The organism is Flavobacterium sp. CFBP9031 (assembly GCF_034044945.1).
GTDB lineage: Bacteria > Bacteroidota > Bacteroidia > Flavobacteriales > Flavobacteriaceae > Flavobacterium.
Genome location: NZ_JAXCWF010000010.1, coordinates 24,529 through 39,333 on the forward strand (window position 1 = coordinate 24,529; position 14,805 = coordinate 39,333).

Genomic DNA, 14,805 nt, shown 5'->3' on the forward strand with positions numbered 1-14,805 from the left:
GGATTCTATTTGAATGATAGATTGCAAAATATGATTTTAGCTGATCGCTTTTTTTAGTTTTTTGAAAAAGATTTCTTCTCTATTGGCAATGTCCAAAAGTTCATCGGCAATAGTGTTGTAGGCGTCTTCTTTAGCACTTCTGTTTTTGTAAATTCTTGAAGCTTCAACAGCAAAATCACGCCATGAATCTCCAATTTGTGTCATTTCTTTAGAAAGTTCTTTCAGTTCTTCGTTAGCTAAAATAACTGAAGCTTCCTGCAAAAATGCGGCATAAATAAAACGGAAACCACCGCCGCCGGTTCCAATTTCTTCTTGCATACGAACCATTTGCGCCAGGTAATGATTGGCTTTTCTAACGCCATGTTTTTTAGGCCATTTACGAATCTGGCGAGAAACCATTTTGATGCCGCGAACACCAACAATTGGCATTGGCGCTAGCATATCTCGACACGTATTTTTGATTCCTTTAATAATGGCGCTTTTTAAATCGACTTCTTTTGGAATCTGAATCGGATAGTACATTTGTCCGCGAGGTGCAAAAGCTCCTTTGGCAAAACGGACTTTATTCATGTCTTCGTAAGTTAAAGTCGTAACGGTTTCCATTACTGGATCGCTCACTAAATATTCGGTTTCGGTTTTTCCGTAAACAACTAAATTGTGCGCGTTGAAATGAAAACGATATTCGTCTGGGAAATAACTTAAATTGTAAACGCCAACTTGTAATCCTGTTGGAATATTATTTTTTAAATTTTCGTCTAAAGCTTTATTGGCACTTGAAATAGAGGAAAATTTTTGTCTTTTTATTTTTAAATTTAAACGAGTGGCAACTTTATTGAAAATCTGTCCTGGCAAAGTTCTATAACTAATTGCTGGTGCATGATTCACTTTTATAAAAGGCAGATAAACAAAGAATAATCCAGAGCCAATACCAAAAACCATCGGTTCACTAATGTTTAGTCCGCTATTTTTTAGCAGATTTGACGCTACTCCATTCTCGCAATGAGCAGACTGATGATGTGTGAAAGTTAATTCCATTTATTTGGTAATGCTGTTTTTTAATTCTTCGATTGATACTCCAAAAGTATCAGCATATTTTTTCAGGATTTTATCGTTTAGTTTGGCAAAAACACTTGGTTTAAAATGTCTTTTTACGCGCCATTTCCAAAATCCCACATAACTTGATAATATGTTAAGATCCATTTTATTGACTTCCATAAAATACACAATCGGACTTGCTTCGCCGTTTAAAACCTGTTGTTTGGCATCGGCAATACGCTCGTTTATTTCATCAATAGAATTTGAAAGGGCAATTGTTTTCGGTTCCCAGCCCGTACTTAATGTTGTGGTATAATTGCCGTTTTCATCAGTTGCGTACAAAAGCTCTTTTACGTTGTTCTTAGTTAAGTTGCTTTGATCCTGAGGTACTTGATCTTTTTCCATATTACTAATTTAATTTATTAGAAACATATAATAGAAAACTATACATATACTAATTATTAAAAATCCAAAATTTACGAAAGCCAGATTGCTTTTTCTCTTTACAAATAAATAAATCATTTCTACAACTAATCCGAGATAAAAGATTTGTATTACCATAAAGAGCATAATAAAAAAGCCCAAACCAGTATCAAAATGTTTGTGATCATCTCCATGACAGTGTTTATGACGATCGGTTGTTAGATACCAAAATAAAAAAACTAATACTGTTAATAAGATTAAAATGACAATCCTGATAACTAAATGTAAAATGATTTTTTTTGGATTATCCAACCGAGATTGTTTTTTGAATGAACAAATTAATTTCGCATTCTAAGAGAATCTGGTCTTCTACTAAGCTTTTGCATTTCATTGTGCATAAAGTATAATCCTCACCAGTAAATTTAGAAACCAAATCGGCTTTAGTTATAATGGTGTCGCCAACTTTTGGCAGAGCATGAATTTTGACACTTTTTAAAGCGCTGATAAATCCAATTACATTTACGTTTTCATTCTCGATTCCGTTGTCGTCAAAAAAGTATTTTTTTCCAACGATTGCAGAACAAGTCTGTGCCGTATTTTCGATTAATCCCGCTTCGATAAAAACATTATTCTGAATAAAAATATTGTCTTCTTTTATCAAAAATATGGTTTCTACAAAGTTGGCATCTATATCCAAAATCAAATCCACCATAAGCATCGGTGCTCGGTGTGGTAAATAGTTTTGTATGTCAACAGCAGAAGTAGTTTTCATCGATTGTTTTTATTTTGCCAAAACGGTTTTCATTTGTCCTCTGGCAATCTCTTCATTATTTAAAGTCGTAACAATATCCACTAAAGTAATTCCGGCAAATTCCTGCAGAATCGTAACTTCAGATTGAATAGTATCGCTCAGCTTTGGAAGTTTCTTAATTTCAATTTCTTTAATAGAACCAATATAGCCCGTTGGAGCAATTTCGCTTTTCAAGAAATATTGATATCCCGTATGCAATGCTACAGACTGTGCCATATGTTCTATTAATCCAGCTTCAAGAAAAATATCGTTTGATACAAAAATATTTTCGCGCTGAATTTCTAAACCCGAAACCAACGAAGTTTCAGAATAAGAATGCATAGCGTCTACCATCACAAAAGGAAACTTTTGAGGCAGTAAATTTTCGACCATTTCTTTTTCTAAAAGCATTGTTTCCATTAACAAACCGTTAAATAGGCATACGCAAAAGAGAATCTTCCGCTTTCTGGAACAGATAATAAAATTTTATCTCCTTTTTTCAAATTCCCTGAACTCATCAATTCTTCAAGAGCCAAGTAAATAGAGGCAGAGCCAACATTTCCAACTCGAGAAAGATTCATGAACCATTTATCATCGCTCATTCCGATACCTTTTTCGTTTAATCCTTTTTTCAACCCTTCAACAAAAAAGTTTGAAGAAACATGAGGAATAAAATAAGTAATATCTTCCGATTTAATATTGTTTTTATCCATGGCGTCTTTCATGCTTTGAGCACCTTTTGCCAAGATAAATTCGTCTAATAATTTAACGTCTTGTTTTATTGAAAAAACAGATTCGTTCAGCCATTGTTCTGGCGAATAATCGCTCCAGCCTTTAATTTCACCATTTTCCAATTTATCACCTCCGGCATACATGCAGGTTTCTAATTCGTACGCATACGAAAAAGCTTCCATCCATTCGATTTTTAGCGAAATTGGTCCTCTTGGTTTATTTTCCAAAAGAAAAGCTCCAGCACCATCTGACAGCATCCAACGAAGAAAATCTTTTTTGAATGCAATAATTGGCTGTTCTTCAAGGTTTTTTAAATTATCGGCCTCGTGATTGTATTTTTGAGCATTTAGCCAGGTAGAAACTTTTTCTGATCCTGTGCAGATTGCGTTTTTTGAATTTCCAGATTTAATAGAAAGAAAACCAAATTTAAGAGAGTTCATTCCGGCACAGCAAACTCCTGTTGAAGAGTTTAATTCTACCGATTTATTTTTTAGCAGACCATGAACCATCGCAGCGTGCGAAGGCAGAAATATGTCTGGAGTCGAGGTTCCACATGAAAGTACTTCTAAATCTTGAGGCGTAAAATTTTCGTCGAATAACGGTAAAATGGCATTTTTGGTTAATTCGGCATTGCTGTGTGTGCTTTTTCCTTCTTTGTCAACAGCGTAATATCGGCTTGTAATTTTATTGTTGCGCAAAATAATGCGTCTTGCTTTAGAAGCAGTATCATTGATAAGGCCCAAGTAGGCTTCCATTTCGTCATTTGAAACGGCTTCGTTTGGCAAATATTTTGCAGCTTTTGTAATATATACTTCAAACATAATTTAAATTTCGTCTTCTAAACTCCCTGATAATATTGAGTTTCCTTTTTTATAGATTTTAACTTAAGCGGATAGGTAATAAGGTGCAATATATACACTATTGGTGAGATTAACCATATCGCAAGGAATAAATAAACATTAAATACTTTAAGCAGCTGTTTTCGGTTTTTTTGATTTTTATAAATGATATTTGACCATTTATTAAAAATTTTGTTGGCCGTTTTATCAACCGTTACCAAATACGAACTTATTTTTACAGCACCAGCATGGACTAATTTGGGCTGTAATTGCGCTAAATTATTTTGCTGTAAAGAATCCAGCATGATTTCTCCAAACTGACTCGATTCTTGTATATCTTTTTCTGAAACTCCAGGAAGCGGAAAAATACCTAAATATTTTTTCTTAACTCCAGAGAACATCCATTCTACAATGGTGATTACACTTATTAAATTTCCAACACGGTCTACCAAAGCTACGTTTCCAACCAAATTGGCATTGGCCTTTCTTAGCAAAACTTTGATTTTTTCCTGAGCCATAATCCACATGTTTCTTGAACCGCTGATGGTAATAACAGGAGTATTGTTTAAAATTTTCTTGGCATCTTCACTTTTCAAAAATGAATTGATTGGAATAGAAGGAGATAGATACCAAACCTGATAATGAAATAATACTAAATCAAATTTTGTGTTTAAAATTTCCTCAGGAACAGGTTTTAATGCGGTCGGAATCTGTAAAAACGATTCTGGAAAGGCATCAAAAAACGATTCTTTGTTCCAAGGAAAAGGAATCGGTTTCTCTAATTGTATTTCATGAAATGTGAGATTTATTTCTTCTGAATCTAGAAATGGTTTTGCAATATTTCTTGCAATAGATTCTAGCTGTCCAGATTGCGTATAATAAATTACGAGAACATTTTTCATTTTAGGTTTTTGGGCTTTGGTGGTCAGCAAAAATAAGTAAATTTATTTAAACGAATTTTCTTATTTCGACCAATAACATAGAATTCCCAATTTTTTGATTTATTGAAAAAAACTAAACCGAAAAGTGTTTGTTTGATGCTATTTTGGCAATGAATTTTTGTTTTCTAACTGCTTCCAGAAATCAAAATAATTGAACCATTGCAAAGGATATGTGTGCAGAATGCTTTCAACACTTTTTACATATTCCTTCAAAAGTGCTTTTTCGTCTCGGTGTTTGACTTCGGCCTCTCTTGCGTACAAATGATAATGAAGATTTGGTTCTTTCATTACATAAACAAAAACCACAGGAACTTTTAATCGTGAAGCAATTAAAAACGGACCCGCAGGGAAATTGGCTTCTTTGCCCAAAAGGTTTTCAGAAAGCGATTTTGTTCCTTCAAAATAACGATCGCCAGTAAAGCAGATTAGTTCATTATTGGCCAAAGCGGCATTGATCTCAAATATATGAGATAAATCTTCTTTGATGATAATAAACTTTACAGTTGGTTTTTGAGAAACGCTTTCGAGATAATTTTTAATGGCAGAATGCTCTAAATCTGTTGTAACCAAATTGATTTGGAAATTAAGATCAATATCTCCCAAAAAATGTTCGGCAATTTCAAAATTTCCAACATGGGCACTAATTAAAACACCGCCTTTTTTCTCGGCAAGTAATTTTTTTAGTGTTTCTATTCCGTCAAATTCATAAGTAAATTTGTTTCGCATTCCTGCCGAAATGGAAACTTTATCAATAATAGTCTGTCCAAAAGTATAGTAACTTTTGAAAACCATTTTTTTGGATTTGAAATAGGAGTATTGCAGTCTTTCTTTAAAATAATAGAAAATGGCTTTGTTGCTTTTTCTTAGAAATAAAAAATAATAAGACGCAACAAAATAAAGTAAGACATAAGCCGCTTTGACACCCGCTTTTTGAATTAAAAAAACGAATATTTTATAACCTAATACAGTTCCTTTGGATTTACCATCCCATTGACTCATTTAAGCTGATTTGGCTTTTATTTTAGTTTCGATTAAGTCATAAAAACTTTGAAAATCAGAAATTCCAACAAAATCTGCTTCTACTAGTTTTACACCAAAGTTTGCCTCTATTGAAACGACTAAATCAACATAATCCAGACTGTCTAACCCAAGTGTATCTTTCAAATTAGCATTTGGTTCAATGTCGTCATTGTCTACTTCAAATTCATCAACTAAAAAACCATTAATTTTTGCTATAATCTCTTCTTTATTCATTGTTCAATTTAAACTTTTTAACCACCAACGCAGAGTTGGTTCCTCCGAAACCGAAAGAATTGGACAAAAATATGTCAAATTTTTTGTTTAACGTAGTTTTAACTAAATTTAATTTTGACGCATCTTCATCTGGAGTTTCCAAATTGATGTTTGGCGCGATAAAATCGTGCTGCATCATTAGGATAGAATAAATGATTTCGCTGGCTCCTGCCATCCAGCATTCGTGGCCAGTCATAGATTTTGTAGAACTTACAGGAGGATTTTTTTCTCCAAAAACTTCAAAAATGGCTTTGGCTTCATTAGCATCTCCAACAGGTGTTGAGGTTGCGTGAGCATTTATATATTCAATATCTGAAGCTTCTAATTTTGCATCGTCAAGAGCGCGCTTCATTGCTGTGGCTGGTCCTTCTACGTTTGGAGTAGAAATATGCCCGCCGTTTGATGAAAATCCGTAACCGCCAATTTCAGCAATAATATTGGCACCACGTGCAATGGCAGATTCGTAACTTTCTAAAATTAAAGTTGCGCCACCACCACTTGGGATTAATCCGTCGCGGCCAGTATCAAAAGGTCTTGAAGCTTTTGTAGGATCCCCTTCTCGGTTAGAAAAAACACCTAAACCGTCAAAACTGCTCATGGCGTATTTGTTGATTTCCTGTGCTCCGCCAGTTATAACAATATCTTGGAAACCGCTTTTGATTAAAAAATAAGCCAAACCAATAGAGTGAGATCCGCTGGCACAAGCCGCACTAACGGTAAGATTGATGCCGCGCAGTTTAAAAATCGTAGAAAGATTCATCGTTACAGTAGAATTCATCGATTTGAAAATAGCACCAGAACCAATAAGAGCGGTGTCTTTTTTCTCGCGAACAATATCTGTTGCGTCAATGATTGCTTTAGAAACGCTGTCGTTTCCGTACATAATACCTACTTCGTGTTCATCAAAAAAAGCATCATCAATGTTTGCATTTTTTAATGCTTCTATAGTTGCCATATAAGCATATTCGGTTTCTTCACCGATGCTCATACGTTGTCTGCGCGTCAATAAATTTTTAAGATCGGCTTTCGGAACCATTCCTGTTAAGGCCGACTGGAAACCAAATTCTTTACGTTCAGAATCAAACTGAATACCAGATTTTCCTTCGTATAACGAATCTTTTACTTCGTCTAAAGAAGTTCCGATACAAGAATAAATTCCCATTCCAGTAATTACAACTCGTCTATTCATCGTCTTTCAAAAGTAATTTTTTATCCTTAAAGTGTAATTTTTTAATCTTGCAGCAAAGGCACTAAGTTTTTTTAAGTCTTTTTGCTTAAACTTTGCGAATCTGCGTCTTTGCGAGCAATTTTCTATGTTTAAAAATCTTAAAATAATCTCGCAAACATAGTATTCTTTAAGAATATATTCCGCCGTTAATATTGATAATTTCTCCTGTAATATAGCTTGCTTTTTTAGAAATCAAAAAGCTTACCAAATCTGCCACTTCTTCAGCTTCGCCAAAACGGTTTACTGGAATGAGCTTTAATAATTCTTTTTCGTCCAATTCGCTCGTCATGTCAGTTCTAATGAAACCTGGAGCAACAGCATTTACAGTAATATTTCGTTTTGCAACTTCTTGAGCCAAAGCTTTAGTCGCGGCTACAATTGCACCTTTTGCTGCCGAATAATTGGTTTGTCCTGCAGTACCTTTTACTCCAGAAACCGAAACCATATTTACAATTCTGCCATATTTATTGCGTAGCATTTTTTGAATAAAAAATTGTGTAACATTAAAGAAACCGTTTACGCTTGTATTCATAACGCCATTCCAGTCTTCTGGTGTCATCCACATAAAAAGACCATCTTTTGTGATTCCGGCATTGTTTACAATTGCTTCAACCAATTTTTCAGGATTTGCTTCCTGCCAAGCAGTTAAAACATTTTGTACGTTTTCAAAATTAGAAACATCAAAACCTAAGATTTCTCCTGTCGCGCCTAATTTTTGTACTTCTTGTAATGTCTCTTCGGCAGCTGTTTTATTCGAATGATAATTAATCAGAATATGATAATCGGATTCTACGGCCAGTTTTTTACAAATCGCACTTCCAATTCCTCTTGAACCGCCTGTTACTAATACACACTTCATTTATGTAGGGTTTGTTTTTATTCATCATAAAATGAAACCGCTTTATCGAATGCGATTTCATTTATGCAAATGTCTAATTTATTTGGAGATAAATATTATTTCTTTTTTTTCGGTGCTGATTTTGCCGCTGGTTTCGCTGCTGGCTTAGTCTCTTGTTTTGGTTTTTCGGCAGAAACAGGAGCTGCAGCTGGCTGAGGTTTTTCAGCGCTTTTAGAAAACAATTCAGCGTTTTCAAACCATTGGTTGGCTAAAACGGTTCCGTCTGGTTTAAGAAATCCCCATTTTCCTTCGTTTTTTACTCGGGCAACGCCATCAATAAATCCTTTGTCCTGTTGTACAAACATTGCAATTATCGCATTTGCAGTGATACCGTATTGAGTTGGGATAACCAATTTTCCAGATTCATTTATAAATCCCCAATTACTTTCTTTTACAGGAGCCAGACCGTTTGTACTAAAAACTTCTGCATCGCTGTATGTTGGTTCAATAACAAATTTTCCTTCTGGATTAATGAATCCCCATTTTTTTCCAACTAAAACTGGAGCTAAATTTTTTGAAAACGCTTTTCCTTTATCATAAATAGGAAGAATGGCCCAGTTTCCTTTTAAGTCGATGTAACCGATTTTTCCGTTTTTCTTAGCAAAAGTCAAATCCTGAGTTTCAAAATCCCAGATTTTTTCGGCTCCGTCAACCGGAATAAATTTTCCGCCGTTTACCAATCCGAAAGTTTTATCTTTTTTAGCCCAAGTTGTTCCTTTAAAATAATTTCCAACTTCGGCATAAACAGGTTCAACCAATTCTTTTCCGTTGGTATCAATAATTCCCCAGTTTTTGTTCAGTTCAACTCTCGCGTAACCATTTTCAAAAGGTTTGATTTGATCGTATTTTGGTTCTAAAACAACATTCATTTTGTTGTTGATTAACCCCACTTTATTGTTTTGTCTGAAGAAAGCAACTCCGTCGTTAAAATCAAATACTTTGTCCGTAGTTGGTCCTTTTTGAATTTCTCCTTTTGTATTAATATAAACCCAGTCTTTGTCTTTTTGTACAACTGCGATTCCGCTGTTAAAATCTTTAGCATCTTTAAAATCGGCTGGAATTACCCAGCTTCCTTTTGAATCAATAAAACCCCATTTTCCTCCGTTTTCTACGGCAGCTAATCCATCAGAAAAGCTTCTGGCAGATTTATACTGAGGTTCGATTTTAAAAGATCCATCTTTAGTGATATAACCAATTTTAGAATTTTTCTTAACTAATGCTAATTCTTGACTATTAACAAATTGAATGCAGCTTAGCAATAAAAAAACAAGTGACTTTTTCATGATTTTAAGATTCAATATTAATACTGTAAAATAAAGATTTTTAACTGTTGATCAAATAATCTTTTACTTTTTGAACAAAAGGATACATTACTTGATCTTCCTTAAACTCTGGAATTATATTTCTGATATCGTCGTACCATTTTTTAGTTGTAGACGAAATTTGATCTTTTTGTTTCAAATAATCAATTGCCTGCACAATGGTGATTAATTCGATAGCCAACACTTCAAAAGAATTCTCAATTACTTTTGATGTAATAACCGCTGCATTGGTTCCCATACTTACAATGTCTTGATTGTCATTGTTGTTTGGAATACTGTGCACATACATTGGGTTAGACAGCATTTGGCTTTCGGCAGTTGTTGAAGTCGCTACGAACTGAACGCCCTGCATTCCGAAATTAAATCCTAATGTTCCTAAGTTTACGAATGGAGGAAGTATTTCGTTGATTTTTGAATTCAATAAATAATTCAATTGACGTTCTGCCAGCATCGTTAATTTCGTAATAACGATTTTCAGTTTATCCATTTCAAGCGAAATATAATCTCCGTGGAAATTTCCGCCATGGTAAACATGTTTGTTTTTTACGTCTATAATTGGGTTGTCGTTTGCCGAGTTAAATTCGTCTTCTAGAATAGAAGCGACATTATTTATAGTTTCTAAAACAGGCCCTAAAATTTGAGGAACACATCTTAGTGAATAATATTCCTGAACTTTTTCTTTGAAGATTTCTTCGGTGTTTTCACCAGAATATAAATGGTCTTCTCTTTTACGGATTAAAGTACTGTCAGAAAGATTTTGTCTCATTCTTTCAGCAACTTCCTGCTGTCCTTTATGGCGTTTGGTTTGATTTAATTCTTCAGAGAAGTGATCATCGTAAGCTTGAACTAATTCGTTAATTGCGCATGAAGCTTTTAACGACCAGTCTAATAATTTTTTTGAATAATGAACATTTACCACTCCAATTCCTGTCATTACAGAAGTTCCGTTGATTAATGCCAGACCTTCTCTAATTTCTACTTGAATTGGTTTTAAACCTTCAATTTCGAAAACTTCTGCCGTTGGGCGTCTATCTCCTTTATAAAAAACTTCTCCTTCGCCAATTAAAACCAAAGCTAAGTGTGATAATTGTACTAAGTCACCGCTGGCACCAACACCGCCGTGCTCAAAAATTAAAGGCGTAATATCTCTATTGATTAATTCTGCCATTAAATGAATAACAGAAGAATGAACTCCTGAATTTCCTAAAGAAAGGGTATTTAATCTTGCTAAAATTGCTGCTTTTGCGCACTCAGCATTTAAAGGTTTTCCAGTTCCAGAAGAATGGCTTCTGATTAAATTATATTGTAACTGAATTTGATCTGACTCCTTAATTCTATATTGAGCCATCGGACCAAAACCAGTATTTACTCCGTAGATTACTTTGTTTCCTGAGAATTCTTTTAAGAAATTAAAACTTTCGTTTACTCGATTTTGAACCACATCGCTTATGGCAACTTTGTTTTTTCCAAAGATTATGGCTTCAAATTCTGCTAAACTTAGATATTCATTTATTGTATTCATCAAATCGTTTTTGGTTGCGCTAATTTAATTTTATTTATCAAAATAAATGTAGTTATTTTGATGATGGCAAATGTAGGTTAATTAATGATAATAATTCTAATATGACAAAGGAGTTTGTTGATGTTTTAGTGATTGGTGCAGGACCGTCTGGATGTGTTTCGGCATCGTATCTTTTTAAAAACAACGTAAAGGTAAAAGTTGTAGAAAAAATGAAGTTCCCGAGACTTGTAGTAGGCGAAAGCCTTATTCCGCGAGTGATGGACCATTTTGCTGAGGCAGAATTGTTTGACGCCCTTGACGCGATGAACTTCGAAAAGAAATTGGGAGCTCGTTTTATCAGAGGAGAAGAAATCTGCAATTTTGATTTTAGTGTAAAATTTGGTGAAGGTTGGGATTGGACTTGGCAAGTTCCGAGAGCTGATTTTGACAATACAATGGCTCAAGAAATCATACGAAAAGGAATCGACTTAGAATTTGAAACCGAAGTTTTGGAAGTTTCTTTTGAAGGGAAAAATTCAAAAACTATTGTAAAAGATAAGGACGGAAACTTAAAAGAAATTCACGCTAAATTTATCATCGACTCTAGTGGTTACGGACGCGTTTTACCAAGACTTTTAAATTTGGATACGCCATCAAAACTAGATCCGCATTCTTCGATTTTTACCCATGTCAAAGATATTAATAGAGAAGAAGGAGTAGAGGGAACCCAGATTTCATTTGACATTCTGGAAACTCAAGTTTGGCTTTGGGTAATTCCGTTTTCTAACGGAAATACAAGTTTAGGCGTTGTGGGTCCGACAGATTTTATCAATTCGCTTTCTGAAAATAAAGATAATGCTGAGGCTTTGCGAAATGCCATTCAGAAATCGGATTATTATATTAAAAGATTTGCTGGAACAGAATTTTTATTTGAGCCAGTTAAATTAGAAAACTACTCAAGAGCCGTAAAAAGAATGTATGGTGACGGTTTTGCCTTAACGGGAAATAGTTCTGAATTCTTAGATCCAGTTTTTTCTTCGGGAGTTGCTTTTGCAACCGAGTCTGGAATGCTGGCAGCAAAATTATATTTGAAAGAATCGCAAGGAATTCCTGTTGATTGGGAAGTGGAATTCACTCAATACATGAAACGCGGAATTGCTGTTTTCACCACTTATGTTCAAGAATGGTATACAGGAAATCTTCAGACTTTATTTTTCCACCAGCCTGAAAATCCAGAAGTAAAAGAAAAAATATGTGCCGTTTTAGCAGGTTATGTTTGGAACGAAGAAAATCCTTTTGTCAAGAAACACGATCATGTAATTGCTAATATGGCGTATTTATTGAATATGCAAAAAGAACAAAGCCCTGAATAATCAGGGCTTTTTTTATGAAAAAACAATCCATTTTCTGTATTCATTCCGTAGGAATGTTTCGTCGGTAGTAGAATGAAATTTGAATTGCGATAATACGTTCCGGAGGAACGTTTGATTAATTGATTTAGGTTATTTCCAAAAAATCAGATGTCCCTACAGGACATAATGCAAAACGATAATATTTTTTTACCGACGAGATATTCCTACGGAATATTTGATGAATTACAATTCGAATATTTTATCCATTAAAATCCATTTTTGTCCCGGTTTTGCCCAAGGTAAAGCTTGTTGGAATTTCCACATTAAAGTTTCCCATTCCTGAACTTTTTCGTTTTCGGCATCGGCTTTGTCTTTTTTATCGAAAGTGAAATCGGCATCTGCCTCGATAATCATGAACAATCGGTTTCCCGTGCAATAAATGTCTAGAACTTCAATTCCAGAATCTTGAATACTTTTTTTAATTTCTGGCCAGATATTTTCGTGCAGTTGTTTGTATTCTGCAATTAAATTGGCATCATCTTTTAAGTCTAATGCCAGACAAAATTTTTGAGTTGCCATAATTTTATTTTTGTTGATACGCTACAGCAGTTTGCTTGCTTGTGCCTAAACCTTCAATTCCTAATTCGATTACGTCGCCTGCTTTAATGTAAATTGGATCTGGTTTAATTCCTAATCCAACTCCTGGAGGCGTTCCTGTACTAATAACATCGCCTGGAAGCAAGGTCATAAACTGGCTTAAATAATGAACTAAGAACGGAATTTTAAAAATCAAGTTTGAAGTATTACTGTTTTGGAATGTTTTTCCGTTTACCGTAAGCCACATTTTTAGGTTATTTACATCTCCCACTTCGTCTGGAGTTGCCATAATTGGTCCAAGAGGAGCGAAGGTATCAGAACCTTTTCCTTTTGCCCATTGTCCGCCACGCTCGATTTGGAATGCTCTTTCGCTGTAATCATTCAAAAGGCAATATCCAGCAATGTAGTTTGGCGCATCTTCTTCAGAAACGTAACTTGCTTTTTTACCTACAACAAAAGCCAATTCAACTTCCCAGTCTGTTTTTTCACTGTTTTTTGGAATGATCAAATTGTCATTTGGTCCGCATAAAGAAGTCGTAGATTTAAAGAAAATAATTGGTTCTTCTGGAATTGCAGCGCCAGTTTCTTCACAGTGATCTACATAATTTAATCCGATGCAGATAATTTTTGAAGGACGCGCAACTGGCGAACCTAAACGTACTGAATCGCTTACTTCTGGTAGTGCAGGATTATTTTTTAAAGCTTCTTCTAATTTCGCTAAACCGTCATTTTCAAAAAAAGTTTCGTTGTAATCTGTTACGATAGACGAAACGTCATATCTTTTATCATTCAGTAAAACTCCTGGTTTTTCCTTTCCTTCTTCTCCGAATCTAATAAGTTTCATATTTTTATTTTTTTAGTAATGTGTATTTTTTTTGCCACAGATTAAAAGGATTAAAATGATTTTTAAAACTGTGCTTAATTTTTTTTGCCACGAATTGCACAAATTTTCTCGAATTAAAATTTGTGGAAATTCGTGAAATTCGTGGCTTATTTTTTTGCACGCAGATTTTGCAGATCGAGCAGATTTTTTTTAATCCTTTTAATCTTTTTAATCTGTGGCTAAATAAATTTTTAGTTATTTAATTTAATAAATCCACCATCAATTGGGTAATCTGAACCTGTGATAAAAGATGACTCGTCACTGCATAAGAATAACGCTAAAGTTGCAATTTCTTCTGGTTTTCCCATTCGGCCGATTGGCTGTGATTGTGAAAGTTTTTCGAAAATTTCTTCTTCTTTTCCAGGATAATTTTTAGCAATAAATCCGTCTACAAAAGGCGTGTGAACTCTCGCAGGAGATATAGAATTACATCTGATTTTATCATTCAAATAATCTTTTGCAACCGATAAAGTCATGGCCATAACCGCTCCTTTTGCTGTAGAATAAGCAAAACGATCTGGAATTCCAACCCAGCAAGCGATTGAAGCTAAGTTCAAAATTACACCTCCGCCAGAATTTCTCAGCGCCGGAATTGAAGCATGAAGACAGTTGTAAACTCCTTTTACGTTTACATTCATAATTCTGTCAAAATCAGATTCTGAAGTGGTGTCTACTTTTCCAACGTGAGCAATTCCAGCATTGTTTACTAGAATATTGATATTTCCGATTTTTTGGAAAGTTGAATTTACTTGTTCGTGGTTTGAAACGTCGCAGGCATGAGCAAAAACATTTCCGCCAGCGGATTTAATTTCTTCTACTGTTTCTTTTGCGCTTTCTTCAGTCAATTCTAAAATGTGAACTTCAGCTCCTTGTTTTGCAAATAAAACCGAAATCGCTCTTCCAATTCCGCTTCCACCGCCGGTGATAATTGCTTTTTTATTTTGTAATGAAAACATTTGATATAAATTTTT

The 14,805-nt window shown here is 34.5% G+C and carries 16 protein-coding genes; 1 reads left to right on the forward strand and 15 read right to left on the reverse strand.

The genetic code is table 11. The annotated features are described in order from the left end of the window. Positions 1 to 36: 36 nt before the first annotated feature. The 12 genes from SOM12_RS16745 to SOM12_RS16800 form a co-directional block, all read right to left on the reverse strand. Positions 37 to 1,035 (reverse strand): BtrH N-terminal domain-containing protein, encoded by a 999-nt coding sequence (locus tag SOM12_RS16745; protein ID WP_095930642.1) that lies wholly within the window; start codon positions 1,033 to 1,035, stop codon positions 37 to 39. Then, positions 1,036 to 1,440 carry a hypothetical protein gene (locus tag SOM12_RS16750; protein WP_095930643.1) on the reverse strand — a complete coding sequence of 135 codons (405 nt, stop codon included), beginning with the start codon at positions 1,438 to 1,440 and terminating at the stop codon, positions 1,036 to 1,038. It abuts the gene before it with no gap. A 322-nt stretch (positions 1,441 to 1,762) separates the two neighbouring features. Then, positions 1,763 to 2,230 carry an ABC transporter permease gene (locus SOM12_RS16755; protein WP_095930645.1) on the reverse strand — a complete coding sequence of 156 codons (468 nt, stop codon included), beginning with the start codon at positions 2,228 to 2,230 and terminating at the stop codon, positions 1,763 to 1,765. Between the two features lie 9 nt (positions 2,231 to 2,239). Further along, positions 2,240 to 2,668, reverse strand: a complete 429-nt coding sequence (locus SOM12_RS16760) for a hypothetical protein (RefSeq protein WP_095930646.1) — start codon at positions 2,666 to 2,668, stop codon at positions 2,240 to 2,242. Continuing rightward, positions 2,668 to 3,801 carry a beta-ketoacyl-ACP synthase III gene (locus tag SOM12_RS16765; RefSeq protein ID WP_320494355.1) on the reverse strand — a complete coding sequence of 378 codons (1,134 nt, stop codon included), beginning with the start codon at positions 3,799 to 3,801 and terminating at the stop codon, positions 2,668 to 2,670. The genes SOM12_RS16760 and SOM12_RS16765 overlap by 1 nt, the downstream gene beginning before the upstream one ends. A gap of 17 nt (positions 3,802 to 3,818) precedes the next feature. Further along, positions 3,819 to 4,721 carry a dialkylrecorsinol condensing enzyme DarA gene (locus SOM12_RS16770; protein WP_320494357.1) on the reverse strand — a complete coding sequence of 301 codons (903 nt, stop codon included), beginning with the start codon at positions 4,719 to 4,721 and terminating at the stop codon, positions 3,819 to 3,821. Between the two features lie 138 nt (positions 4,722 to 4,859). Continuing rightward, the gene (locus SOM12_RS16775; RefSeq protein WP_320494358.1) at positions 4,860 to 5,759 is read right to left on the reverse strand and encodes a lipid A biosynthesis acyltransferase; all 900 of its coding nucleotides are present in this window, start codon (positions 5,757 to 5,759) and stop codon (positions 4,860 to 4,862) included. Next, complete coding sequence (locus SOM12_RS16780; RefSeq protein ID WP_008465907.1) at positions 5,760 to 6,014, reverse strand: acyl carrier protein; 255 nt, start codon at positions 6,012 to 6,014, stop codon at positions 5,760 to 5,762. Further along, entirely contained in the window at positions 6,007 to 7,242 is a 1,236-nt protein-coding gene (locus tag SOM12_RS16785) for a beta-ketoacyl-[acyl-carrier-protein] synthase family protein (RefSeq protein ID WP_095930650.1), read from the reverse strand. The genes SOM12_RS16780 and SOM12_RS16785 overlap by 8 nt, the downstream gene beginning before the upstream one ends. Positions 7,243 to 7,408: 166 nt before the next feature. Then, the gene (gene fabG, locus SOM12_RS16790) at positions 7,409 to 8,140 is read right to left on the reverse strand and encodes a 3-oxoacyl-ACP reductase FabG (protein ID WP_201999149.1); all 732 of its coding nucleotides are present in this window, start codon (positions 8,138 to 8,140) and stop codon (positions 7,409 to 7,411) included. Between the two features lie 95 nt (positions 8,141 to 8,235). Continuing rightward, positions 8,236 to 9,462, reverse strand: coding sequence for a WG repeat-containing protein (locus SOM12_RS16795; protein WP_320494360.1), 1,227 nt, complete (start codon positions 9,460 to 9,462; stop codon positions 8,236 to 8,238). A gap of 40 nt (positions 9,463 to 9,502) precedes the next feature. Further along, complete coding sequence (locus tag SOM12_RS16800; RefSeq protein WP_320494361.1) at positions 9,503 to 11,023, reverse strand: HAL/PAL/TAL family ammonia-lyase; 1,521 nt, start codon at positions 11,021 to 11,023, stop codon at positions 9,503 to 9,505. Positions 11,024 to 11,124: 101 nt separating this feature from the next. Between SOM12_RS16800 and SOM12_RS16805 the strand changes: the two genes are divergently transcribed. After that, positions 11,125 to 12,375 (forward strand): NAD(P)/FAD-dependent oxidoreductase, encoded by a 1,251-nt coding sequence (locus SOM12_RS16805; protein ID WP_320494362.1) that lies wholly within the window; start codon positions 11,125 to 11,127, stop codon positions 12,373 to 12,375. 222 nt (positions 12,376 to 12,597) lie between these two features. Here SOM12_RS16805 and SOM12_RS16810 read toward each other — a convergent pair whose 3' ends face one another. The 3 genes from SOM12_RS16810 to SOM12_RS16820 all read right to left on the reverse strand — a co-directional run bounded on the left by SOM12_RS16810 (position 12,598) and on the right by SOM12_RS16820 (position 14,790). Next, positions 12,598 to 12,933, reverse strand: a complete 336-nt coding sequence (locus SOM12_RS16810; protein ID WP_320494364.1) for an L-rhamnose mutarotase — start codon at positions 12,931 to 12,933, stop codon at positions 12,598 to 12,600. A gap of 4 nt (positions 12,934 to 12,937) precedes the next feature. Next, entirely contained in the window at positions 12,938 to 13,795 is an 858-nt protein-coding gene (locus tag SOM12_RS16815; RefSeq protein WP_320494365.1) for a fumarylacetoacetate hydrolase family protein, read from the reverse strand. 230 nt (positions 13,796 to 14,025) lie between these two features. Beyond that, positions 14,026 to 14,790, reverse strand: coding sequence for an SDR family NAD(P)-dependent oxidoreductase (locus tag SOM12_RS16820; protein ID WP_095930657.1), 765 nt, complete (start codon positions 14,788 to 14,790; stop codon positions 14,026 to 14,028). Between the last annotated feature and the right edge of the window lie 15 nt (positions 14,791 to 14,805).